This is a genomic window from Arcanobacterium pluranimalium, from assembly GCF_016907845.1.
In the GTDB taxonomy this organism is placed as follows: Bacteria; Actinomycetota; Actinomycetes; order Actinomycetales; family Actinomycetaceae; genus Arcanobacterium_A; species Arcanobacterium_A pluranimalium.
This window is the reverse complement of the sequence record NZ_JAFBCS010000001.1, coordinates 1,913,939-1,937,396: the sequence shown is the minus strand read 5'-3', so window position 1 is coordinate 1,937,396 and position 23,458 is coordinate 1,913,939. Positions and strand designations below refer to the sequence as shown.

Genomic DNA, 23,458 nt, shown 5'->3' with positions numbered 1-23,458 from the left:
TTAATAAAAGATTAAGCTGAATTGAAAAATGGTGGGGGCGGGTTTCCACAGCTGTGGAAACCCGCCCCCACCAGATTAAGTTTTGCGGTAGTGTAAATTATTTATCCGTTTCGGATTCTCCAAATTTTGGTTCATGAGGAATGTCGGATCCGCCTTGAGCAGAGCCATTGGATTCGCTAAACAAATCAGCTAAGAAAGAATCGAGCTCAGCTTCAATATCAGATGACGTTTGTTCGGTGAAAAACTCCTCCGGATTACTGAGAACCTGCGAAGTGGGAAGCAGATCAGGATGAGACCATAAAGCGTCTCGTTCTTCAGCTCCTAGCTTGGTAAATGCAAGCTGCCAGAACTTTGCAGCGTCGCGAATTTGCCGCGGCACGAGTTGCATACCGAGCTGTGTTTCCCACACGTGTTTCGCAGGATTATTCGTCGCAGAGCGTCGCGTGAACATCTCGCGCAACGGCACTGCGTGAGGCAGATGAGGAGCCACCGCTCGTGCGGAAATTTCCGATACCCAGCCTTCGACTAGCGAAATGAGATGCTCAAGTCGGGAAAGAGCGTCGGCTTGAGAATCAGTAAGATCAAGCGAGAATACTCCGCTGAGGTCAATCTCGTGCATAGCCGAGGGATCTTCCATCGAAATATCGCGCAACTGCTCTTCAATGGCCTCCGTATTGATGGTGATTCCTTGGGCAAATTCAGCAACGGTATCGAGCACTCGCGAACGTAACCATGGAACTCGCGTGTAAAGACGCGCGGCTGCCGCTTCTCGCACCGCCACATAAGCGAGTACTTCTGAATATTCGATATCGAGTTCCTGCGCAAAGCTGAGAATATTGGATGGAACTAGAGCTGCCGAAGAGCCTTCCATCAGCGGTAAGCCGGTGTCGGTCGTGCCAAATGATGCTGTGGCTAATTCGGCAAGAGCTGCACCGTACTGCACTCCGAGCATCGAGGCTAGTACCTTGCCCATAATCTGAGTAGGATCGCCAAACATGCCTTGCATTTCAGGTGGCATATGCTCTACCTGCACCTCAAATGACTCCGAGACTGCACGAACGATATTTTCACCAACTGGATCAAAAAGACGTTTGAATGTTGGCAGCGAATGTGCCACCCAGTCAAGACGCATCCATGCCATATTTGGCCCCACGGTAGGGTCAAGCTCGCAAGCGGCATCCAGCCACAGCGAAGCTGTACGCAAGGCATTGCGCGCGGCGTCGCCCTCAGCGCTCGTCAGTTGATCAAGATGTTTGGCCGCAATCGTTTCGCGGGCAACTTGCTCTGCGATCTTCCAGTTCACAGCGCCGTCGCCGGACGAACCAAGCAAATCTTGAATCTGTTGGCTGATGACCGTGAAATCTTGCCCGTTGAACATCTGTGACATCTGGGCATTGGGGTCGACGCCCTCCTGCTCAAAAGCCCGCACAACCTCTTGAGCTGCTTCATCACCTAAAATGGCGCGCAACATCTGCTCGAAATTGTTTGGATCTTGGGCCTCATTTGGGTCTTGACTCATGAATCCTCCTACATTTACCCCAAGCGTAATCGCTCGGCAGTGTTAGTACCAAGAAATATGGCTCCGCACATGGCGAACGTGACAGTGCCCATTTTGATAGGTATTCCCCAGCAATTTCACAGAAAAGCATGCGATTATATTGGAGTGCCACTGAATAGAATCAACACCCAAAATCCGAAGAAACACGTTCATCTATCCGGAATTGTGTTCACGTTCTTGCTGCTCATTGCAATTACAATGCCCTCTGGATACGTGGTGCAAGGAACGGGCCCTGCACTGGATGTTAATTCTAAAGTTGATGGCAAACCTCTCGTGTCGCTCAGCGGAGTACAAACATTTCCCAGTGATACCAAATTATTCATGACCACTGTGAGCGCGTACGGAAATGCCGACGCCGGAGCGCCGGTCGGGCAAGCAATCACCGCGCTCTTTCGCAAAGACTTACAGCTCCTGCCGCTGCGGGTGATGTTCCCCGAAAACCTCAGCTCCGACGAGGTACAGGAACAAAACAAAATGGCCATGACGTCGTCTCAAGACACTGCGGCACTTGTGGCCTTTGAAATGGCCGGTTATCCAGTGTCAATGACGCTGAAAGTAGCTGGCGTGAATCCTGACTATCCCTCAGGAAAGAAACTGCAGGCAGACGACGTCATCAAAGAAATCAAAGTCGGCGGAGAAAACGAGTTTCACGGCGTCACCAGCTTCAAACAGCTCGCGGCAGTTCTAGAGAAAACTCCTCCTAAAACTGCAGTTACCTTAAGAATTGAGCGCGCTGGGCAACTCCAGGAGGAAACTTTCGAGACGATTCCTTATGAGAAAGACTCCAACGGTTGGCTACATCCAGGCTCACTACTGGGGGTTATTCTCGATGTGAGCGACGTAAAAATGCCTGGGCAGGCAAAGTATCTTGTTGAAGGAATTGGTGGTCCCAGCGCTGGCACGATGTTCACACTAGGGATCTACGACCAACTCACGAAAGATTCGCTCGGCGGCAAAGCTGCAATTGCCGGAACTGGCACCATTGCTTGGAACGGTAGTGTTGGACCGATTGGTGGGATCGTGCACAAACTCCAAGGTGCAAGTGAGCACGGAGCTACGGACTTTATCGCACCTGCGGAAAACTGCCAAGAAACTCTTGGGTATGAGCCACAAAAAATGAACATATGGGCGGTTCGCACCATTGAAGAGGCGCGCGCCGTGGTTGAGGGCGTCAAATCAGGCGATACAAGCAAACTAACCTCGTGCCGTGATTTGGTTGAGAACCACAAATAGCCGCATCGCCAAAGTTAGGCAGTACTAGAGCGAGTAAAACTCCTCAGCAGTTAGAGAAAATACCACAACAGTGACGGAACGCTAGAAAATCCACGCTGCGTGAACGACGTCGCTCTGGTTTCGTCGCTCGAATGTTACTCGAACGTCGTCTTCAGTGCTGCAGTGAGGCCTTCGACGAGGTCACTTCCAGAGAGAACCATGTCGTCGGCGTCGTGCTCTTTCATACGAATCGCGCTCCACGTTTCGCCCGTGCGTAAGACGGCGGCGACCATCCGCACGTCTTGACGATCCGGGTGGTTTTCGAGGATCTTTTGTGCCTCTAAATCGTCGCTTGGGAGATTAGTTTCTGCCGACGGCGGCAATACGATTCGTTCAACAGAGATCGCAGCGCCGTCAACTTCCTCTGGCCACATGATCTGCCCCAGCAGTTCATTCAACGAATCTGCCTGCGGTAACTCCTCTTGTTCTACTGAAAACAGCACGTTGGGATCAGAAATTGAATCGGCTTTGACGTCCGCCGGCAGCTCATCGGCCAAGGCCGGATTCAAATCGAGAGCCGCGCGCGCCTTAACAAGGGCAAAAAGTCGGATTGGGCCATCCCAACCGCCGCGCGCAACGTGTTTTTCAATCTCTAATGTGGCATTTCGAAGAGCGTGAGAAGCAGTCATAGGAATCATTGTTCCATAAGATTCTGAAGAGTGCTTTGAGATTTCCATGAGTATTTGGTTTTTGAGCCGTGCTTGGTGTTGTGTGCTTTGGGTGCTGTGTGCTTTGGGTGCTGTGCGCCGTTGTTATGCTCTTAGAGATTTGAGCTGTGGACGCTGCGCTTGGGTGTTGTGCTCTTAGGCGCCACGCATCTGTTTGAGATTCGCCAAAAGCTTGATCTGCTTGGAAACATCATCCGAAGGGTGAATTACTCCAGTGAATTCTGATACGGTTTTAAGTGATTATATATGCCCAGCATCGTGCAGAAACACAGGTGGGCAGCGCAATAACAACATGATGAGGTCTTTGGATTGTCTACTTCACACATGCCGCCGAATAAGCCTGAGGCGGGAAAGCCGACGACGGCGAAGAAGAAAAGCGGTGCAGGAGGAGCGTTCCTGCCCACGTTAGCCATCTTAGGCGTGCTCGTGGCAGTAACCGTGGTTTTTGCATCATTTTGGACGGAACTGAAATGGTTTGAACAGATTGAAGCTGCGCGGGTGTTTTGGACCCAATACGGCGCATGGCTAGTGTTGGCGGCCGTTGGTGCAGTTGTATTTACGCTGTTCATTGCTTTGAACCTGCGGATTGCTATGGGAGGAAAATTCGGCAAGAAGGCTCTTCCAGCTACGGAACCGCTGCTAGCGCCGGTGTCTGCACAGATGAAACTCAACCGACTTGCAAGAGGTAAGCCGTGGCTATCGCTGGGCGTTGCGCCACTTGTAGTTGGTATTCTCGCAGGTACGACGCTTGGGGCTGATTGGCGCTCGTTCTTGCTCTGGCTCAACTCGACACCGTTCAATCAAAAAGATCCAGAATTCGGGCTCGATATTTCGTTCTACGTGTTCAGCCTGCCAGTATTGCATTTACTTTTGAGCTACTTCTTCATGTTGATCGCAATATCGCTGCTCGCAGCGATGGTTGGATATTGGATCAACTCCGATATTGCCACGATCAAAGGAAAGCTGCGTTTTTCAAAGAAAGCCCAGTTACACGTAGGTATTTTAGCTACTTTAGCAACGCTCGGCGTGGCCGCCGTATTCTGGCTTTCTCGATACGACCTGCTCCTCGGCAATAATGACCGCTTCTCAGGAGCGAGCTTCACAGACATCAATGCTTCGAAACCAGGCCTGACTATCTTGGCGATTTCCGTGTTGCTGGTAGCTGTGCTATTCGCTGTGGCCGCGATGCGACGTACGTGGAAGCTGGCGATCGTTGGAATCGCGTCCACCGTTGCAGCTGGGCTTGTGCTCACTGGCTTGTATCCAGTGCTACTTCAGAACTTCAAGGTTGATCCGAATGCTGCTGAGCTGGAATCGGAATTCATTCAACGCAATATTGATGCAACACTCAAAGCCTATGGACTTGATCAAGTAGAATCGCGCCAATACGCTGCTCGAACAGACGCAACGCCAGGGCAGTTGCGCCAAGATTCGCAGACGGCTGCGCAGATCCGACTTCTCGATCCAAATATTGTTTCGCCATCGTTTAACCAGCTGCAACAGAACCGCCAGTACTACGAGTTCTTGCCACAGCTCTCGGTTGATCGATACCGGATCAATGGAGAAATGCGCGATACCGTGATCTCGGTTCGCGAACTCAACCTTGATGGTCTGGATAACTCGCGGCGTTCGTGGGTTAACGATCACACCGTTTTCACGCACGGTTTCGGCGTCGCTGCTGCCTATGGAAACACGGCGACGACGAAAGGCGACCCTGCGTTCTGGGAAGCGGGCATTCCGTCGTCGGGAGAAATTGGCGACTACGAATCGCGCGTGTACTTTGGCCAGCAATCACCAGAATACTCAATCGTGGGTGCGCCAAAAGGGACGGACCCTTGGGAGCTCGATTATCCAGACGACTCCGCACCGAACGGGCAGGTGAATACCACCTATAAGGGCGACGGTGGGCCGAAGATTTCCAACGCTTTTGAAAAGCTCATGTTCGCTATCCGTTTCCGCTCCACGGAAATGTTTTTCTCGGATCGTGTGACCTCGCAGTCGCAGATCCTCTTTGATCGTGATCCGCGCAAACGAGTAGCGAAAGTAGCGCCATACTTGACGCTTGATTCGAAAGTGATTCCCGCCGTCGTCGACATGGATAATGACCCCAAGACACCGAAAGAGCTTGTGTGGATCATCGACGGTTACACGACTTCGAATAACTATCCTTATTCGGCGCGTGAAACACTCAATGAGCTCACCGCTGATGCGCGAACCAAGCAGAATCAAATTGGTCAAATCCCAGATCAGATCAACTATATTCGCAACTCGGTGAAGGCCGTTGTGAATGCTTATGACGGAAAAGTGACGCTCTACCAGTGGGATCAGAAGGATCCGATTATTAATGCGTGGAAGAATATTTTCCCTGGGCAAGTGACACCGCTTGAGCAGATGCCGGGCGATTTGATCGCGCATGTGCGTTACCCTGAGGATCTGTTCAAAGTGCAGCGCGGTTTGCTGGCGCGTTACCACGTTAAGGACGCGAAGTCGTTCTACTCCGGTGGTGACTTCTGGCAGGTGCCGCGTGAACCAACTGTGGACAACGAGAATAAAACCGCTCCAAACCAGCCACCTTATTACTTGACGCTGCAAATGCCGGGCCAGGAGCAGGCGTCATTCTCGCTGACGACTTCCTACATCCCAGGTGGAAATACGAACCGAAATGTGATGACCGGCTTCTTAGCTGTGGATTCGAATGCTGGGCATGAGACTGGCAAGATTGCTGATTCATATGGCAAATTGCGGCTGCTTGAGGCGCCACGCGATCTGACTGTGTCCGGTCCGGGACAGGCCGAAAATGCGATGTTGACCAGCCCAGATGTGTCGACGGCGCTCAACCTTTTGCGTCGTGGTGGTACCGAGGTGATGGAAGGTAACTTACTATCGCTGCCTATTGGAGGAGGCTTGCTATACGTGCAGCCGATTTACGTACAGGCGGCGACTGGTACGAAGTATCCGACCTTGCAGTATGTGTTGGCGATGTTCGGCGACAAAGTGGGCTTTGCCCCGACGCTTGATGCTGCTCTCGATAAAGTATTCGGTGGAGATTCGGGTGTGAGTGCCGGTGATGCCGCGATTAAGGCAGACAAGACGGCGCCGATGCCAACTCCGGACGGTAAACACGACGCTGGTGCTGGTAGTGCTGGTAGTGCTGGTAGCGAGAAGGCGGATTCTGGAAGTAGCAAGGCTGGAGATAAGGCCGGAGATAAGGGCGCAGCGACGTCACCTGGTGCGGGTGGCGCGGGTGGTGCGGGTGATAGCGCCGGCACGCCGCAGCAGCAGCTGGACGCAGCTTTGAAGAAAGCCGAACAGGCAATTTCGGAAAGTGACACGGCTCGCCGAAATGGTGATTGGGGTGCTTATGGCGCTGCCCAGAACAAGCTCGCTGATGCAATTAAAGAAGCCATGAATGCGCAGAAAGCGATGGGGAAGTAGCTGAGAAGTAGCTGAAGAGAGAGGGGGCTTCTCATAGCCGGCTGGCTAGGTTCGGCTATGGGATTGCTCAGTTTTGGCGGCATTGAGCTTGATGCGCTAGTGCGTGGGAATCTATGCGTTAGCGCAACGGATCGTGAGACGCCTGAGCCTATGAGATTGCAGCGAATATGCCTGCAATTATCTGTAGTCGCCAGCAGCACACCTACCGACGTGAGCCGTTGTGAGCAGCACACCTACACCGACGTGAGCAAAGGCACCCTCTCTCACCTTGATAGTTACAGGGGTGAAAGCCTAAGGTAGAACTACCGACGCGGGGTGGAGCAGTTCGGTAGCTCGCCGGGCTCATAACCCGGAGGTCGCAGGTTCAAATCCTGTCCCCGCAACTAGATAAGCTCCCTACCAGCAGAAATGTTGGTAGGGAGCTTTGTTTTTCACGCCCGAATCTCGAAATGTCGCTTTAGATGTCGCTTTAGCGAGTCGAATTTGTCGTGCAAGGGTGACTGCTTGGCACCCGGAGGCCCTGACTGTTCCATGAACGGGTTGCTCGTTGTGATACTTAGCATCTAGGATGCTAAGTATCACAACGAGCAACGGAGAACCTTTAGTATGACAACCACCACAGCTACCCGGAAGCGCTCCATCGAGTCAGTATTTATGGAGATCGTACAGCGCACCGCTGGCCAATTAGCCAGTGAGCTTGGTGAACAGGCATTAAAGGATATTGAGACGGAACTCATCGCTAATAACGTTCGGGTCTCGCAGATCAATAACCGTCGCTACTTGGGTAACAAACACGGCCTGACCGGATTTATACGAGAGACCGTCGACCAACATTGCCCAGGAGTCGAGTCAGTTATCGACATCTTCTCTGGCACTGGCGCTGTGGCCAACGCCTTCAAGGACAAGGCGCTCATCACAAACGACATTCTCTACTCCAACTATGTCACAAGCTGCTGTTGGTTTTCGCCCACAGACTACCGGCCTCACGTCGTTATCGATGCTATTGCGTGTCTCAACGCCATTGAGACAAGCGAAGACAACTACGTTCGACAAAACTTCGCTGACACTTTCTTCAGCGCCGATGACTGCTCCAAGATCGGCGCCGCCCGTGAACTACTAGAGCAGGTGCGATCTCAAAACCTCATCAATGAACGTGAGTTTGCCATTCTGCTCACGTCAATTCTTTACGGTATGGACCGCATTGCCAACACAGTGGGGCACTACGACGCGTACCGTAAAGGTGCAGAATTCGACAAATCATTAATCTTTCCAGTGGTCTTGCCGTCAGTGGACCTCTCGCCCAACAACACGAGCTACAACGCCGATGCCAACGCATTAATTGAGGACATCTCTGGCGACTTGCTGTACTGCGACCCCCCATACAACTCGCGTCAATATTGTGATGCCTACCATCTGTTAGAGAACATCGCACGGTGGGAAAAACCAGAAGTTCACGGCGTTGCCCGCAAAATGGACCGTAAGGCGTTGAAGAGTGACTACAACACTGTTCGCGCAGCTGAAGCATTTAGGGATCTCGTCGCTAAAGCGAATGTCAAGTACATTGTGTTCTCGTATAACAACATGGCCACGAAGGGGAATGGACGCTCAAACGCGAAAATTACCGACGACGACATCATGGAGATTCTCTCTGAAAAAGGTGACGTCCAAGTTTTTGAGCGGCCCTACAAGGCATTTAGTACCGGCAAGTCTGCCATCGCAGACAACAGTGAGCGACTATTTGTCTGCACGGTCAAACAGTCTGCCAAACCTGCGAGTGCCGTAGTCCTCAGCCCTATCAATTACATCGGTGGCAAGGGCAAGCTCGTGCCGCAGCTACGCCCCCATCTTCCTCGAACAAGCCTCTTTGTTGACCTCTTCGCCGGCGGATGCACGGTCGGTGCCAATGTGGACGCGGACCGGGTGGTCTTTAATGACAACAACCCCAAGCTCATTGAACTAATTCAGTTCCTCGCACATAGTGACCCTGCAGAAACCATCGCTGCCGTGGACGAGATTACAGACCGCTACGGATTCAGTAACACCCATCGGTACTCATACACGCACTACGGTGTGGACAGCTCTTCAGGTTTAGCCTATGTAAACCGTGAACCATTCTTGAGGCTCAGAGAAGCGTACAACGCTGAAGATGTTTCTCGTCGTGACCCGCTACTGCTATATGTCCTGGTGATTCATGGTTTCAACAACCAGCTGAGGTTTAATGCGAAGGGGGAGTTCAACCTTCCTGTCGGGAAGCGTGACTTCAACGCTAAAATGCGCACCAAACTTGTGGATTTCCACAAGCATATTTCGGAGATGGACAGCTCCTTCCGTATCGGAGATTTCCGTGATTTTGAGATCGATGACACGCCTTTAGACACTGTGTTTTATTGCGATCCCCCGTATCTGATTACGCAGGCCACCTATAACGAGAGAGGCGGATGGTCAGAGACCCATGAGCGTGACCTTCTCGCCTTCCTCGAAGACGTCCACAACTCAGGTCGTAGGTTTGCTCTATCAAACGTGATCGAGGCGAAAGGCGCCGTCAATCAGATACTTAGCGACTGGATCAAGAACTCGGATTTCACTCAACACGACCTCACAATGAGTTACCGGAACTCGAACTATCGCAGAATCAACCGTTCTTCAACTACACTTGAGGTGTTGATAACGAACTACTAACAAAGGCGTGCTGTGATCTACGAGAACATAAATTTCCAGAGCTACTGCTGGGTGTTGGGTACAACGAGTTTTCGAGTTGCCCAGATGAACCTACGTATCGAAGAACAACTCATGCACCTTCGCAACTTCTCGCAAACGGTCACAGAAATGGGTGAAGAGTGGAAATGGATCAGCAACAATGATTTGCAGAGCCGCTTCTACTATTACCTACAAAAACACGATGCACTAGCAGGTGATGCTCCCCGGCCCGACAAAGATGCTCGCCAGAAGACATCAGGGCTTCCTACGTTGGGGTTTACCGACAACAACCGAGTAATCACAACCGCTGGCGAAGAACTGCTCAACCATGTGGAAGCAGGCTCCTTTGGTACCGACAACTACTTCATGATCCCCGCTGACAGCTACATTTACTTCAAGCAGATGCTGAAGACATCGCTACAGATTCGAGACGGTGTGCACGTGCGGCCGTACTTCGTACTGGCGCATTTCTTGAACGAGTTCGGATCTTTATCCTTTGACGAACTTACTTACCTTATCCCGCTGGTCGTCGATGAACAGTCATTAAGCATCGTGAAAACAAAGCTCAGTGATGTACGAAACGGAGATGTCTCTTTTGATGAAGTCATCGTTGAGAACTTGATGGCCAAAGAAAACTACAAGCGTGCATACGCACTGTGGATGGAGCATACCGTCGACGAAGAATTGGTCACGACTGTCGGGATGAACCGCAAGAGTCGAAAATACGACAGCCTGTATTTTCCCTTCTACCAATCGCTCAAACGTGTCTTTGTGGACAACCGTCAGTCCGCAGGCGAGGTGTCCGAGCTATACAAGCGCATTAAGAAACTCAAGACCGCCTCATACTGGAAGCAAGCAATCTTCGGGGACAGCCATCCATCGAAGATCAACAAAGAAAGTGCCGCGTCTTTTGCGCCTGATAACCCCTTTGCCTCGGTGTCAGACGAGAATCAGCTCAAGAAGGTCTTCTTCACACTTCTGCATCTGTACAAGGCCCGAGCCAATCTGTCAGATTACTTCGACCTCAACCGCAGATATTTCAAGCTCACTGATACGGTGCTGTTTCGTGAGCGAACGGTGACGTTTGACTCCATCCCGGCAGCGTTTTTCTCGCTCGTGGGTGACCAACTGTTGGTGGACATGTTCACACAGTCAGGAAAACTCGACGAGTCCCTGGCGTTGTCAGACATCTCACCTATGTTTGATATATCAGAAGCCCGGCTGCTCACTGCGCTGTCATCCGAATTTGGTGTGGAGCTAGTCTCGCTGACACAGGCCAAGAGCGTTGTTCAGGATGAGCGCTATGAACGTCTCCACGACCTTCTGGACAATCGCTTTACCAAAGACGTCTTTCTTGAGCTTCTTGACTGCTTCATTACTCGTGATGATGAGCGTGTAAAGGAACTTGTTACCGAGGATGCCACGCCATCTACCATTTTTGAGTACGTGCTCGGACTCATCTGGTATGAGTTCTCCGGTCGGCAAGGCGACGTCCTGCATTTCATGAAACTGTCCTTTGAGGCAGACCTCATGCCGCGAGCGCATGCCCAAGGTGGAGGTGCGGACATCATTTTTGAGTTCGAGAAGTCTGATACCTACCCCGAACATGACATGCTTATCGAGGCCACTCTGGCTGATGGAACGAACGCCCGGCGTATGGAAATGGAACCTGTTTCTCGTCACTTGGGCACCCATGTTCTTGAAACTGGTAATCACAGTGACTACTGCGTTTTTGTCGCACCAGAAATCGATGTCAACGTCGCGAATGACTTTCGCTTCCGCAAACAGTCTGGTTACTGGGGCAAGAATGAAGAATACGCACCACTGAAAATCATCCCTATCGACATTGACCAGGTAAAACAGCTGGTGGAGAAGAACAGTACTTACCCAGACCTCTATGAGCTGTTCGAGATAGCCCACAACTCCGATGAACGTATGCCACTGAAGTGGCGTGAGGAAATCGCAAACTTAATCACCACGTAAGCATCGGCTGGCGCCGAACCTAGTGCTAAAAACACTTGCCGCGCCAAGCTGGGGGAGTGTCGTTAACCTCTTGGCCGTACACCCTGGTCACTCAGTGCGCTGTACCCCGAATAGCGGCTACTGGCGTTGTGGTGTCTGGTCTCCCCGACATACAGAAAGCCGCGTACGGGGTGTACTTCTACTTTCCCGAGAAGATGATCTCTATACCGTCGATGTACCCCAGATGGATTTCGCTGTTATCAACGTCCTCGTGCCGCGCCTCTCACTGCCGGGTACCACAGTCAGCTGACCCGACCGAGGCCAGCAGCCTGTCCAGAGAAGCGGGGGAAATGCCTCCAAGGCGCTCCTGTACTTCCTGTCGGCTCAATGCCCGCAACAGCATGTCGCCGGTGATGTCTACCGTGATGGTCTTCGGCCCGTTGTTAGTCACCTTTTCCACCCTGCCTTCCTGGCGTCGACGCCGACCCCAACGACAGCTCTACCGCTGTCCGAGCGGCGGGGCTGTTCCCAAGTATGAATTGCCCCCATCCAGAACGTTCATGCAAGGAGTTACCGCCATGTCCGCATCCCGTACCGCTACCATTCTTCCTGATAACACCACGCCCGTAGCCAAGGTCTTTGGTGTCTCACGGGCAACCATCTCACGTGCGTTCAAGAAACATCGGTCAGGAGCCTGACCTTAATGACACCGGGCCGGCAGTGACGACCCGGATAGCAGGGGACAGCGGGTACCTAACGACGCAGAGCGTCGTTTTGGACTGATGACTGAACATCCGTCACAGTACGAAAGGTCCTGGTCATGTCTGTACCCGCTCCGCTCCCATCCCCAGCCGCCCTTATCGCCGAAATTCCAGGCATCCTGGGGTTTCACCCCGCCTACTCCGTCGTGTTCATGCTGCTCAAGCGCGTCGATAACAGCACCTGTAGCCTCGGGCCTGTCTTGCGCATGGATGTCGGTGACTCCAATTCCCTGCCTGACATCACAGCTTGCATCAACAGCTTTGGGGCCGACACCGTCTTCGCCGTGGTTGTTGCTGAGTCGTCGAACTACCCGTTCATCAGCGAGGTCGTCACGGCTAGCATCGACAACCTCGACGTTGTGTGGCACTGTCGCGGCATCTCTGAAGACGAGTGCTACACCGCCTTGTGGACTGATCGGCCTGCATCCACCTACCATCCGAGCTTCTTAGCTGGTCTGATCGCCCCCGTTCACGCGGCCGTCAGTACCAAGGAGTTGCTCTCCAAGGGCGATCTCATCGCTCCTGACCGTGACGAGGCTCTGGACCCGCTGCAGTTCGATCCGGCTCGTTCAGAAGAGGGCGAGGCTCTCATGCGTCACGCCGCTGAGCTGCTGGACGAGGTTGGTGCTGTCCATGACTTGATCTTGCCGCTTCGACAGGACCTGACAGCCGGGCGCCGTATTGAAGCACAAGCTCGCCTTGTGGCCGTCATGATGGCTAGTGCTGATGTGCGTGATTTGGCTCTTGGCGAACTGCTCAGCTGGCCTGAGCTGGCTGAAGAGTTGCTCACTGACCTGGCGCAGCAGCTGCTCAACAGCGACCTCGGGCAGGCACACTCAGTATGCTGGACTGCCTGTTACTGGCCGGTGGACACAACACCCGCGCCAGCTTGGTTATCAAGGCTGCTGGCGCCGCGTCTCGCGACCATAGGCTCACGCAGCTGCTTGTGGAGGCATCTATGGTTGGTGTGCGCTTGAGGTGCTGATGCCTGCTTTGAAAGAAGGCGTCAGTATTGGCCGCGTGAAGGTCGATATCCCCGAGCCTGTCTAACCGATTCAAATGGCCCTGATCTGCTCATGTATGCAGGTCAGAGCTGTTTTTTCATATGGCCGGCACTCGCTGTAGCTGAACAGGGCGGCGCTGGCGGCGCTCACGCTGGGCGCAAGCTTCTTGGCGGCGCCGCCAGCACTCCGGGACGAGGGGCCGAGGGATGTGGGGGGGCTCTTCTTTGAGCCAGCAGAGCTGTCTCTCGATTCGGAGACTGAAAGAAAATTCACGTCCTACCTGGAGGTTTCCAACAATGTCTAACCCATGCAACTTTGGCACCATCGTTGGCCATGCTGCATCCGAGCCGCGCTTCTTCGAGAATCGCGCGGGCGGTGCGACGGTCAAGCTGGCTGTCTTTGCTCGCAACAGCTTTGTGAACAAATCGACCGGCGAGGTCGAGTCTGAGATCGTCGAGTTGACGTCCTACTTGCCTGACGCCAACGTTCCGGGTGTGTTCGGTTTCATCGGAACCGGCGACCGCGTTGCGGTGAGCTACTCGCTGCGTACGGATTGCTTCACTGACAAGTCAGGCGTCGAGCGGTTCGAGCTTGTAGCACGGATTGACTCCGTACAGCTCATCGACTCCAAGAGTGAATCCGCTGCTCGTGCGGCCAAGCGCGGCGCCAAGGCTGGAGCCAAGGTACAAGCCAAGACCCAGGCTAAGCAACCAGCTATGGCCGGTGCAAATGCCGTAACGGATAGCCCTCCATTTTAACCTAACTTTTAACGATTCTGCAAGCCCTAGGGGTGAGCAGGGCCGTTGTTTTTTCCGTCGAGCTTGCTCTGTGCTGGCAGGTGGAAAAGACAGGTGATGTCGGGACGAACGCTGGAGAGGACTGTGGAGCGTACGGTGCAGCGAACGCTGTAAGTGACTGTCAGGGGTGCTTTAGGTGCTACTGCCCAACGACTGCTCCACAACACCGTCACGGCGACGTTCCAGCGTACAAATGCCATCTGTACGCTCCAGTGAACGCCTGAGCGTACATTCCAGCCGCGTGCTCCCGTAGGAACGCTGGGGCGTACGCTACAACGAACGTTTGCGACAGGAACGCTGGAGCGTCCTCTGGAGCGTCGATCTGAAACGACGCTGGAGTATAAGCCCGGAAGAACCCTCAGTGGTAGGGCAGGGTGTACAGCCCCGGCGGCTCTCCACAGTGCAACCGGAGGTACGCCTCACAGTACAGCTGATCGTGCTCTCCAGAAGACGATCAGCTGTGCCCTCGCTGCCACAACTGATGATCACCGTCGCCTCTCTGGCGTGCTCGGTGCTCGAGCGACTCCTGGCTACGCTGGCGCTGTCGGTCCAGGAACGCCTTTTCCTCGGCGACCGTGCGGCCATTAGCCACAGGGTTGCCACCAAGGATCGGGCTACTGAACGCGCGTGCCACGTGCAGGTCGTACTCCTGCCGTATCTCTGGCCGCTGGAGCAGCTTGTCCAAGAAATCTGAATCGACAACCAACATATGTTCGCGTGCACGCTTGCCCAGCGTCTTGGCCTGTTCGATCACCTTGTCCAGTTCAGCCTTGGCAACAGTCTTAGCGGAGTCGATGATCTGGCTGCCCGCTCGTGCACCCCTGCTAGCTCTTGCGCTGCCTTGGCACGGTCGGCGGCTGCCGCGTCGCGGATAGCCTTGACTTCGTCTTCTGCGCGTGCATGTGCCTCGCTTAGCTCCTGTGCCGCTTGTACACGGTCGGTGGCCGCAGCCGCGCGATCCTGGGCAGCGTCTTGACGGTCGGCACCTGCCGCCGACTGGTCGCGCTCAGCCTGCTCGCGGGCATCCTTGGCCTGTCGCAGCTCCGATGCGGCGGCGACACGGTCAGAAGCTGCGGCTGACTTCTCTAGCTCGGCCTCTTCAAGCTCCTGTGCAGCCTCGGCCAACGTGTTGTTCGCCTCAGTGAGCTTCTGTGAGGCTTCAACCTCAGCGGCAGCCTTGATCTTCTTGGCCTCATCCTCGGCTTCCTTGCGTGCCTTGCGGCGCGCCTGCTCGACCTGACGTTGGACACTCTCACGTGCTTGCTGTAGCTCCTGCGCGGCGGCTTGACGGTCGGCAGCGGCGGCGTCGCGGTCGGTTTTGGTTTCGTCCATTGCACGGTCAAAACCTTCTTTCCGACCCATGTGGACACCGTCGTCGAAACCTTGACGCGTGGCAAACTCGCGGTCCTCTTGCAGAATTTCCTCGGCCTTAGAGACTGTCTGTTCGCGCTGCTCCAGAAGACGTTTCTGGTCTTCGATCTGTTGAAAACGATCAAGGTTCAACGACTCATCATGCCTCTCACTCACATCCAGCTCCACCGGATAGCCAAGACTACGCATATGTTCGCGCAGACCTTGATGCGCTAACGACATCTTGATTTGATCGGCGATCTGTTGGCCCTTCTTCGGCTCGTCTTGGTAACGAACTTCTGGGTGCGTGTTGTAGGGGTGGTGTCAGATGGTGAGTGCAATGTTTCTTTGTTGGTGAGAAGGGGTGTTGTGTTCATGGTTCGTTCGCATTCGGGTGTGGGTGAGCGGTTGTATGCGTTGGAGTTACTCGAGCGTGGGTATGGGGTTAAAGGAACTGCTCGGATGATGGCTAGGGCTGCTTCGAGTGTTCGTGTATGGGCGAGAATGTCTGGCATGGTTATTGATGTTGATCGCCGCACTCGTAAGAAGCGTGTTGTTGGTTATGTTGATAGTGCTCACCGGTTAAGGCATGGTCATGGTACTCGTCTTGATCTTGGAAATCGTCGTGTGATTAGTGTTTTACGTGCTCAGGGATGGTCTCAGGCTCGTATGGCGTCTTGTCTTGGTGTTCATCCGTTAACGATCTCGCCTGAGTTACGTCGTAATAGTGATCAGGCGGGGTATTTTCCTGCTTATGCCAGCGTTTAACTCATGAGCGTCGAGCGCGTCCGAAACGTTCTAAGCTTGGTCCGGGTATGCCATTGCGTGCTGTGGTTGTGTAGATGTTGAATATGCGTTACTCCCCACGTCAGATACAAAACCGGTTGCGGTTTCTTTATCCGTTAGATGAAGATAAGCACGTGAGTGGTGAAACTATTTATCAGGCTATCTATATTCAAGGTCGGGGAAGTTTGCGTCAGGAGTTAAGGGTTGATAAAGCTTTACGTTCAGGGAGAACGAAAAGGATAGCGGTCTCGAAATTACCTGCTCGTAAGGATCGTCCTTGTCTTGATGGTCACCATATCTCGTCTCGTCCTGCCCAGGCTGGTGATCGGGCTGTTCCTGGTCATTGGGAAGGAGATCTCGTGATCGGTAAGAATCATAAAAGTGCTCTGATCACGCTTGTTGAGCGAACGACTCGGTTCACGATGGTGCAGAAAGTCAAAGGATTTCATGACACGACAACGATTTGAGACCAGCTCATCGATATGATGCGTTCTGTTCCTGAGCAGTTGTGTAAGAGTCTGACCTGGGATCAAGGAGCTGAGATGGCTCAACATGCCCGTTTCACTCTCGCGAGTGGGTGTGAAGTATATTTTTGTGATCCTCATTCTCCCTGGCAGCGTGATAGTAACGAGAACACCAACGGTCTGATACGCGATTTCTATCCTAAAGAAACAGACTTCCGTACCATCTCCGACGAAGACATCGCACACATGCAACACCTACTCAATATCAGACCACGACAAACCCTGAACTGGTACACACCAGCAGAAGCCCTCAACATTACACTCACCACTTGACACCACCATATGTGCAGATGTTGCCAAATCCGCCCCATTTTTTGGACTATTTATCTTTCATTTACCGCTCATCCAAATCGTTTGGGGCGATCTTTTCCTAAGTGCATCGAGTGTGCCATGCGGCCTTACATTTCGAGATTTTGTGGACAACTATTTTCAAACAAGCGCGTGAAGAGCGGCTTTGCAATGCGTTTTTCCAACACGTATTTATTGCTATCGCTTAATTGCACATTTTTCTCCAAAGCTGTGGAAAACTTCTTCACGCGGTTGCGATTTCTGCTAATAATTAGGGAAATATATTGGTTTATGCTCTGGCGGCACGCTAAGGGCATTCGCCAAGACCTGCCCGCTAAATATACAGCTCATACACCTAAGTTAAGAGAAAGCCGACTCACGATGAATAACTTGCGCAAAACGATCACGCAGCGGATCGCCAATAGTTCGAGACCGTTGAAAATACTCATCGCGACCATCACCGCCGTTATTTTGCTCGTTGTGACCGTCACTTACTGGCAAGTGTCCAAGTCACGCGCACGCTCGGCCTATCACGTCTCATATGACGCTTATGAACAGGCAATAACCAACTTAGAGCACAAGCAGGACAAGGCTCGCGCGCAGCAAAAAGAATGTGAAGCCAATTCGGTGTCTGGGCAAAATGAATGTGCCGATCTATTCAGCGTTTTGGAACGCGCCCAGAAAATAGAACGCATAAATGAAATAGACGATGACGATCCGACCAAAAACGAGCTGTATCACCTAGCCGATCACCTTGATGCGTCTGCTGAGCGCGCAAACGATGTGAGTTCGCAGCTTGCACGAGCCTGCGAGGATGCACACCAAAAGCTACTTGCCTCATCGAAGCTGTGGCGTGACGCCAACCTTAAACCGTGGATCGACTGGTCGAAAAATCTGCTCGGGTCTTCGCAGCAATTACTGGGCAGCTCCGATGGCAAAGTGACCGATCCGCAAACGCGAAACACCCTAGCTGACCAGGTGAAAAACCTTGAAGAGCTTGTGAAGAACGCCGAGGACAAATATGAAAGCTCGCTGTATGGCGAGGCGCGCAAGCACCAAGAGGCTTTGGCTCAAGCTCACGCGGCAACTCAAGCTGCGCTCACAGCATTGCAAGCCTCAATGGCAAGTTTCGACGCCGCGCAAGGGCGCAGTGCCCAGGTTTCTTCCCAAAGGCAGACGACGACGAAACCACCAGTTTCGTCCTCACGTGCGGGAGGTGCCAGTGGCGGTGCATCCAAGGGGTCTGGTGGTTCAGTTCCTGGGGTAGCCGGTAATGGTACGACGCCCGGTCCGGCCGGCGGCTCGAGTGGCGGTTCGACTGGTGGGCAGAACGGCTGGGTAGAAACGGGTAGCGAGGATCAATGCTTGAAGTTTGATACACAGGGAAATTCGTGGTCGGTTCCGTGCTGATATTTTTCCGCTTGTGAAAGCGGATGACGTCAAGAAATACGAGAGGTTCTTGGCGCTACTTTCCAAATAAACAATCAATTGGAGATTATGGTGAACTCTCATATAAAAAGAAAGAGGATAGGTCGCACGTTCGCGGTTTTCGCGATGTGCCTAACCATGCTTGGTAGTTATGGGGCTATTTGTGCTCCTGCTGCTCATGCCGCGGTGTCTGCTACTGATCCAAAAGGGTTAGGCCGTATCGGTTATGAGGTTGGTAGCGGTTCACAGATTGTGTGGCTTGGTACCCAAGTATCAGGCACACAGACCGGTGGTCTGGTTGCTTACTGTATTCAGGGTGGTAAGTCTGCTCCGGCGTCTGTTGATCAGGTTATTAGCGTTGCAACGCTCGATACATCAACGCCGCGTGTGACTGGTTTGGAACTCACTACCCCGCAGATGGCTTATTTGTTGGATAAGTATAAGGATTCGAAAGATCCCGCGGTGCAGTCAGCGCTCTCGCTGCTCGTACATGCGAACTTTGAAGAAGACTCTGCCGGTTCAACGGTTTATTCTGATCCATCGGCGCAAAACGTGGTCAATGATATTTTGTCTATTGTGCGGGCTAATGCTCCACAAATCGAGACCCAGGCACAAGCCTATGTAGCGGAAGCTAAAGCCAGTGCAGCAGTAGGTTACCAACCAGGCGGCGTAGTGGGCGATACCTCGCGTAAAGGAAACATCCACTCCATCGGAGTGACTAACCAAGCAGGTACGTATATTGCTGGCATCCCAATGACAGTTACACTCACCGGACCGGCAGTATTTAATACGACAGGTACAGCCACGTGGAGCGGCACCAGCCAATCAACACCCATAACCTTAGACTGGAGCGCCACCGGAAACGGCACAGTCGATGGAATCATTAAATATAGAGGTTCGCGCAAGACATTAACGAAACTGGTAAATGGTACGGTCCAAGATACTGTGACGTACGGCAATCCGGGTGTAGGTGATCCCGAAGAAACTACCATGGCGTTACCGTCGTGGTCGGTGACGTATGATTTCCAGCCGATGGGTGCGTCCCAGCTTGCGAAGATCAGTGACACTGGCTCGTTTACCGATACGTTTGATGCGGTTTCTGACCCATCCTATGGTGGGGGTAAATGGCTCAACCTGGATGGTACTCAAACTCTGGTACCGGTAACCTATAAGGCTACCGCCTATTATATTGGTGATATGCCGCCAGCACAGTCCGGTGCTGTGCCTGCGAGTGCTATCAAGATTGGCAGCGTTGATGTGGTTGCGAAGGGTCCTGGGAAACTGAGCGCTGATTTCAAAGCTACTAAGCCTGGGTTCGCAACCGTGGTGTGGAGCGTTACTAAATCAGCACAGCCAGCAGATGTGCAGCCATATATTCACGCTGATTGGGCAGACGCTTACGGTATACACGCTGAAACAACCTCATATCGCCGTTCCGTTGAAGTTGACTCGACAATGACGATTCGCGAAACCAAGTCCGGAACCTATCTCGTCGATGACCTATTCGTCACCGGCTTCCCAGCTGATCACCCAGATTTCACGGGTGATGGCTACTTCGTAGCAGATCAAAAGGTTATGAAACAGTCACTACTGTTTTTCCCTGAAGGCCAGCCCGCTACCGAAGCTAACAAGGCTAATGCGGAAGTGATTGTGACTGTTGATGTGCCAGCTAAGAATGGCTTCCATGCCAGTATTGGCGCAACAGATTTCAAGGTCAAACAAGACGCGGCAGGAAACATTCCTGGCACGTATGTGTTTGTTACCTCGTTTGCTGGTGACGATCGTGTAAAGCCGTTCACCTCTAGCGTTGAGGATAAGCATGAACAGTTCGCGATTACACGGACAATGCCGAAGCTGCAAACCACAGCCACCGACACGGCAGATGGTGATCAGCAGATTAAGGCTGAACCTAACCAGTCGATTACCGATCGTGTGTGTGATGTAAACAAGACGCTTATTCCTGGCAAAGAATACGAGATCACCACGACCTTGCATCTGCAAGATGGTACGCCATTGCTTGATGAGAATGGTAAGCCTGTGACTGTCACAAGCAAGTTCACCCCGAAAACGGCTGATGAGTGTGCAACCGTGATGATCAGTTTTAACGCGAGCAAGCTTGCTGGTAAGAGCGTCGTCGTCTTTGAAGACGTCAAACGTGACGGTCAAACGATCGCTACCCATCACGACCTTAACGACGTGGCACAAACGGTAAAAGTAGTCGAGAGTCCCAAACCCGTAGCCGCTACGGCACTGGCGATCACCGGCTCATCAATGCCTTTTGTTGGTGCAGCATCCGGTGGTCTTCTCGCCCTAGGCCTTGGCCTACTCAAACTACGCCGCAAACAACTGGCGTAAAGGTGAGCACCGACCAAAAACAATAAATCGGGAAATTTGATTGTTTAAGGCCGGCGCCCGACGGTGGGGGACACAGATAAAGTGTTCAATCTCGAACTGTGTTCCCTACCTCTCTACTACGAAATGATTCTTAGAAAGCATCGTTACGTAATAGAAAATCCTCTATTTTTTGAAGACTACTTGATGATACTTAAAGCTTTCAAGCGGCTAATCTTGCGAGATACTCGACGCGATTTCTTGTTCAGCACGAAGTCGCAGCACATACGAAAAAGCTTCGCGTCGAGGTGAACCGATGGTCAAAAATATCATGAGCACGGCTAACACCCCGAGAATCCCGAGGAGACCGAGGTAAACTTACCAAAGCAGTGGCGACATTTTAGTCAAGAGCAGAGCATTGATTGTGGCAATAAGAGAGACCAAAAAGCTGCTGTTGTGGCATGATTGCCCTGCCTGCGATATGCAAATGAAAACGAATAGACGTAGACACGCTCTTGGGGCGTCAACGTAAAATCTGGAAAGAGATGTTCGCGCCCGTAGGCTTCAACCCGATTGGCAAATGTTCGAATACGTTCTGGCTCGTCTTCAGGACGTGCACTGGCTAGTTTCTCGTTCGTCATTGTGCCTTCATTCACTGTGGTGCCTAAACACTACACTCATAAAAAGTAGAAAATCTTTAGACACTCTGGCACGTCGCACTTGCACGTCTCACCTACGATTCACCCACGATCTGCTCGCTCAAGAGCTGATCTCCCAGCAACGTCCGATAGTGGGCATTTTCAACTAATTCACGATGCGTACCTTGAGCAATAATCTTTCCTTGATCAATAACCACAATATGATCGGCTATTTTGATTGAAGCGAGTCGATGCGCAATAACGATCGTGCTGCGATTTGAGCGAGTTTCTCTCAGTCGCGCTGCAATATTTGCCTCCAAAAATGGGTCAATATTGGCTAATGGTTCATCGAGCAGCAAAAGTTGAGGTTCACGCAAAATTGCTCGCGCAATTCCGATTCGCTGACGTTCTCCGCCGGATAGGGTAGTGCCTCGATCACCGATAGCTGCATCAAGTCCGCCGAGGGATTGCACGAGGGTAGAAATCTGCGCAGATTCTAATGCTTCCCACATCTGAGAATCGGTAGCCTCTGGCTTCGCCAAAGCCAAATTGGTGCGAATCGTTCCAGCAAATATGTGGCAGTCTTGTGGAATAAGTGCCAAATGCTGACGATACTCATCTGGCACGTATTGGCGAAGATCTTTTCCGTCAAAGCTCAACGATCCTGCGTTGGGATCAAGGAATCGCATTACTAGATTCGCGAACGTTGTTTTTCCGGCTCCGGATGCGCCAACGATGGCGACCGACCGGCTTGGTTCGACCTTAAGCGAGAGCTCGTGAAGTACGGGCTGTTCGCCGTAGCTAAACGACACAGTGTCTGCGACCAAAACTCCTCTTTCACGTTCACCCTGTTCGCGTTCGCGCTGTTCACGTTCACCCTGTTCACGTCCACTCCGCTCGTCACGCACCCGTTTCCCAAGCTCATCGCGCCCAAGCTCGTCACGCACCCGTTTCCCAAGCTCATCGCGCGCACAGTCTTGCGGCTCATGAGGTATTGGGTCTTCAGCATCAAGAATCTGGTTAATCCGCTTCGCACAGGCTCCAATTTCACCAATTCGCCCCAACATTCCTACCAGGGAGATCGTAGGATTCATGCTCATTCCAGCTAGCACAACAGCAATAGGCAGCACGCTGCTAGATAGTTTCCCGTCGAGAACCCAACCGGTGAGCACGATGAGCAGCGCAACCGTGCAGATCGAGGTAGAAATTGCCGTATACGCCGTCTCCCATGCCTTTCGCATCGACTGCTTGTTGATAATACGCTGTACGTCGCGCGTGAGCTGGTCAATTATGTCTTGCTGTTGAACCACCATGCCTAGCGATATGAGCTCGCGTTGCCCCTGCACAGCGTTCAACACCGCAATGCGCAATTCAACGAGTGCCTCGCGCAGCGCATATCCTTGCCGCTGTTGAATAGGCAGGAGTAGCAACGGTAAAGCAACCATCGTTATTGCTGGTAAGAACATTATTAGACCGAGCGGGCCGATGAGATAACACAGTCCAGCGATAAATATCGATGGGTTCACTACCGCACAGATTGCCGTTGACGCGGTGTGAGCATAAAACCACTCGAGCTTTTCGGCGTCGTCCATGGCGGCGGACGCAACGTCACCAGTGCGCCGTCCTTGCAAACCGAGCGGAGCGATTCTCCTGATCGCCGCATAAATGTGGCGGCGAAAAGTGTGTAATATCCGGTATGCGACTTCGTGCGACCACCACACTTCGAGCAGCGTCGCCACCCCGTGACTCGCCACGAATCCGAATAACAAAGCGATAATTCCTGAGGTCAGCGCATCTGAATTGGTCAGAAAGCGCGTCGTTATCCACACGGACGTGATGGTCACCGCCACGAGAGCGATCTGCGCCAGCGCGGTCACAACTGTTGCCGCTGCAAATAATGGGAGGCATTCCCTGAGACGACGCATGAGCCGCAGCATATTAACAAGAGTTTCGTTCACG

General features: G+C 52.7%; 15 protein-coding genes, 1 tRNA gene and 1 pseudogene. 11 read left to right on the top strand and 6 right to left on the bottom strand.

The window, feature by feature from the left end; all coding sequences use genetic code 11:
- Positions 1-97: 97 nt before the first annotated feature.
- Positions 98-1,519, bottom strand: a complete 1,422-nt coding sequence (locus JOD55_RS08300; RefSeq protein WP_204399531.1) for a zinc-dependent metalloprotease — start codon at positions 1,517-1,519, stop codon at positions 98-100.
- A 144-nt stretch (positions 1,520-1,663) separates the two neighbouring features.
- Here JOD55_RS08300 and JOD55_RS08295 point away from each other — a divergent pair, with 144 nt between their 5' ends.
- Positions 1,664-2,791: a S16 family serine protease gene (locus tag JOD55_RS08295; protein ID WP_204399530.1), complete on the top strand. Its 1,128-nt coding sequence runs from the start codon at positions 1,664-1,666 to the stop codon at positions 2,789-2,791.
- A 134-nt stretch (positions 2,792-2,925) separates the two neighbouring features.
- Here the strand turns inward: JOD55_RS08295 and JOD55_RS08290 are convergent, their stop codons facing one another.
- Complete coding sequence (locus JOD55_RS08290; protein ID WP_239538991.1) at positions 2,926-3,459, bottom strand: PPA1309 family protein; 534 nt, start codon at positions 3,457-3,459, stop codon at positions 2,926-2,928.
- A gap of 363 nt (positions 3,460-3,822) precedes the next feature.
- Between JOD55_RS08290 and JOD55_RS08285 the strand changes: the two genes are divergently transcribed.
- From JOD55_RS08285 to JOD55_RS08260, 6 genes are all read left to right on the top strand, one after another.
- On the top strand, positions 3,823-6,933 hold the full coding sequence (locus tag JOD55_RS08285; RefSeq protein WP_204399528.1) for a UPF0182 family membrane protein: 3,111 nt from the start codon (positions 3,823-3,825) through the stop codon (positions 6,931-6,933).
- 309 nt (positions 6,934-7,242) lie between these two features.
- Positions 7,243-7,316 (top strand) — tRNA-Met (locus JOD55_RS08280).
- A gap of 223 nt (positions 7,317-7,539) precedes the next feature.
- Positions 7,540-9,612 carry a Dam family site-specific DNA-(adenine-N6)-methyltransferase gene (locus tag JOD55_RS08275; RefSeq protein ID WP_204399527.1) on the top strand — a complete coding sequence of 691 codons (2,073 nt, stop codon included), beginning with the start codon at positions 7,540-7,542 and terminating at the stop codon, positions 9,610-9,612.
- 12 nt (positions 9,613-9,624) lie between these two features.
- The gene (locus JOD55_RS08270) at positions 9,625-11,613 is read left to right on the top strand and encodes an AlwI family type II restriction endonuclease (RefSeq protein ID WP_204399526.1); all 1,989 of its coding nucleotides are present in this window, start codon (positions 9,625-9,627) and stop codon (positions 11,611-11,613) included.
- Positions 11,614-12,412: 799 nt separating this feature from the next.
- Complete coding sequence (locus tag JOD55_RS08265; RefSeq protein WP_204399525.1) at positions 12,413-13,330, top strand: DUF4192 family protein; 918 nt, start codon at positions 12,413-12,415, stop codon at positions 13,328-13,330.
- A gap of 323 nt (positions 13,331-13,653) precedes the next feature.
- Complete coding sequence (locus tag JOD55_RS08260; RefSeq protein ID WP_204399524.1) at positions 13,654-14,115, top strand: single-stranded DNA-binding protein; 462 nt, start codon at positions 13,654-13,656, stop codon at positions 14,113-14,115.
- 493 nt (positions 14,116-14,608) lie between these two features.
- Here the strand turns inward: JOD55_RS08260 and JOD55_RS08255 are convergent, their stop codons facing one another.
- Positions 14,609-14,908 carry a hypothetical protein gene (locus JOD55_RS08255; protein WP_204399523.1) on the bottom strand — a complete coding sequence of 100 codons (300 nt, stop codon included), beginning with the start codon at positions 14,906-14,908 and terminating at the stop codon, positions 14,609-14,611.
- A complete protein-coding gene (locus JOD55_RS08250) occupies positions 14,905-15,714 on the bottom strand; it encodes a hypothetical protein (protein WP_204399522.1) in 810 nt (269 codons plus the stop codon). The genes JOD55_RS08255 and JOD55_RS08250 overlap by 4 nt, the downstream gene beginning before the upstream one ends.
- Before the next feature lie 165 nt (positions 15,715-15,879).
- Here JOD55_RS08250 and JOD55_RS09360 point away from each other — a divergent pair, with 165 nt between their 5' ends.
- The 4 genes and pseudogenes from JOD55_RS09360 (at position 15,880) to JOD55_RS08225 (ending at position 20,885) form a co-directional block, all read left to right on the top strand.
- Positions 15,880-16,272: a helix-turn-helix domain-containing protein gene (locus tag JOD55_RS09360; protein ID WP_204398809.1), complete on the top strand. Its 393-nt coding sequence runs from the start codon at positions 15,880-15,882 to the stop codon at positions 16,270-16,272.
- Positions 16,273-16,346: 74 nt separating this feature from the next.
- A pseudogene (locus tag JOD55_RS09175) lies at positions 16,347-17,087 on the top strand (IS30 family transposase).
- A gap of 306 nt (positions 17,088-17,393) precedes the next feature.
- Positions 17,394-18,512 carry a hypothetical protein gene (locus JOD55_RS08230; RefSeq protein WP_204399521.1) on the top strand — a complete coding sequence of 373 codons (1,119 nt, stop codon included), beginning with the start codon at positions 17,394-17,396 and terminating at the stop codon, positions 18,510-18,512.
- A 156-nt stretch (positions 18,513-18,668) separates the two neighbouring features.
- Positions 18,669-20,885 carry a VaFE repeat-containing surface-anchored protein gene (locus JOD55_RS08225; RefSeq protein WP_204399520.1) on the top strand — a complete coding sequence of 739 codons (2,217 nt, stop codon included), beginning with the start codon at positions 18,669-18,671 and terminating at the stop codon, positions 20,883-20,885.
- Between the two features lie 380 nt (positions 20,886-21,265).
- Here JOD55_RS08225 and JOD55_RS08220 read toward each other — a convergent pair whose 3' ends face one another.
- Together JOD55_RS08220 and JOD55_RS09170 are read right to left on the bottom strand one after the other, a co-directional pair.
- The gene (locus JOD55_RS08220) at positions 21,266-21,502 is read right to left on the bottom strand and encodes a hypothetical protein (RefSeq protein ID WP_204399519.1); all 237 of its coding nucleotides are present in this window, start codon (positions 21,500-21,502) and stop codon (positions 21,266-21,268) included.
- A 92-nt stretch (positions 21,503-21,594) separates the two neighbouring features.
- Positions 21,595-23,457, bottom strand: a complete 1,863-nt coding sequence (locus JOD55_RS09170) for an ABC transporter ATP-binding protein (RefSeq protein ID WP_420827028.1) — start codon at positions 23,455-23,457, stop codon at positions 21,595-21,597.
- Between the last annotated feature and the right edge of the window lies 1 nt (position 23,458).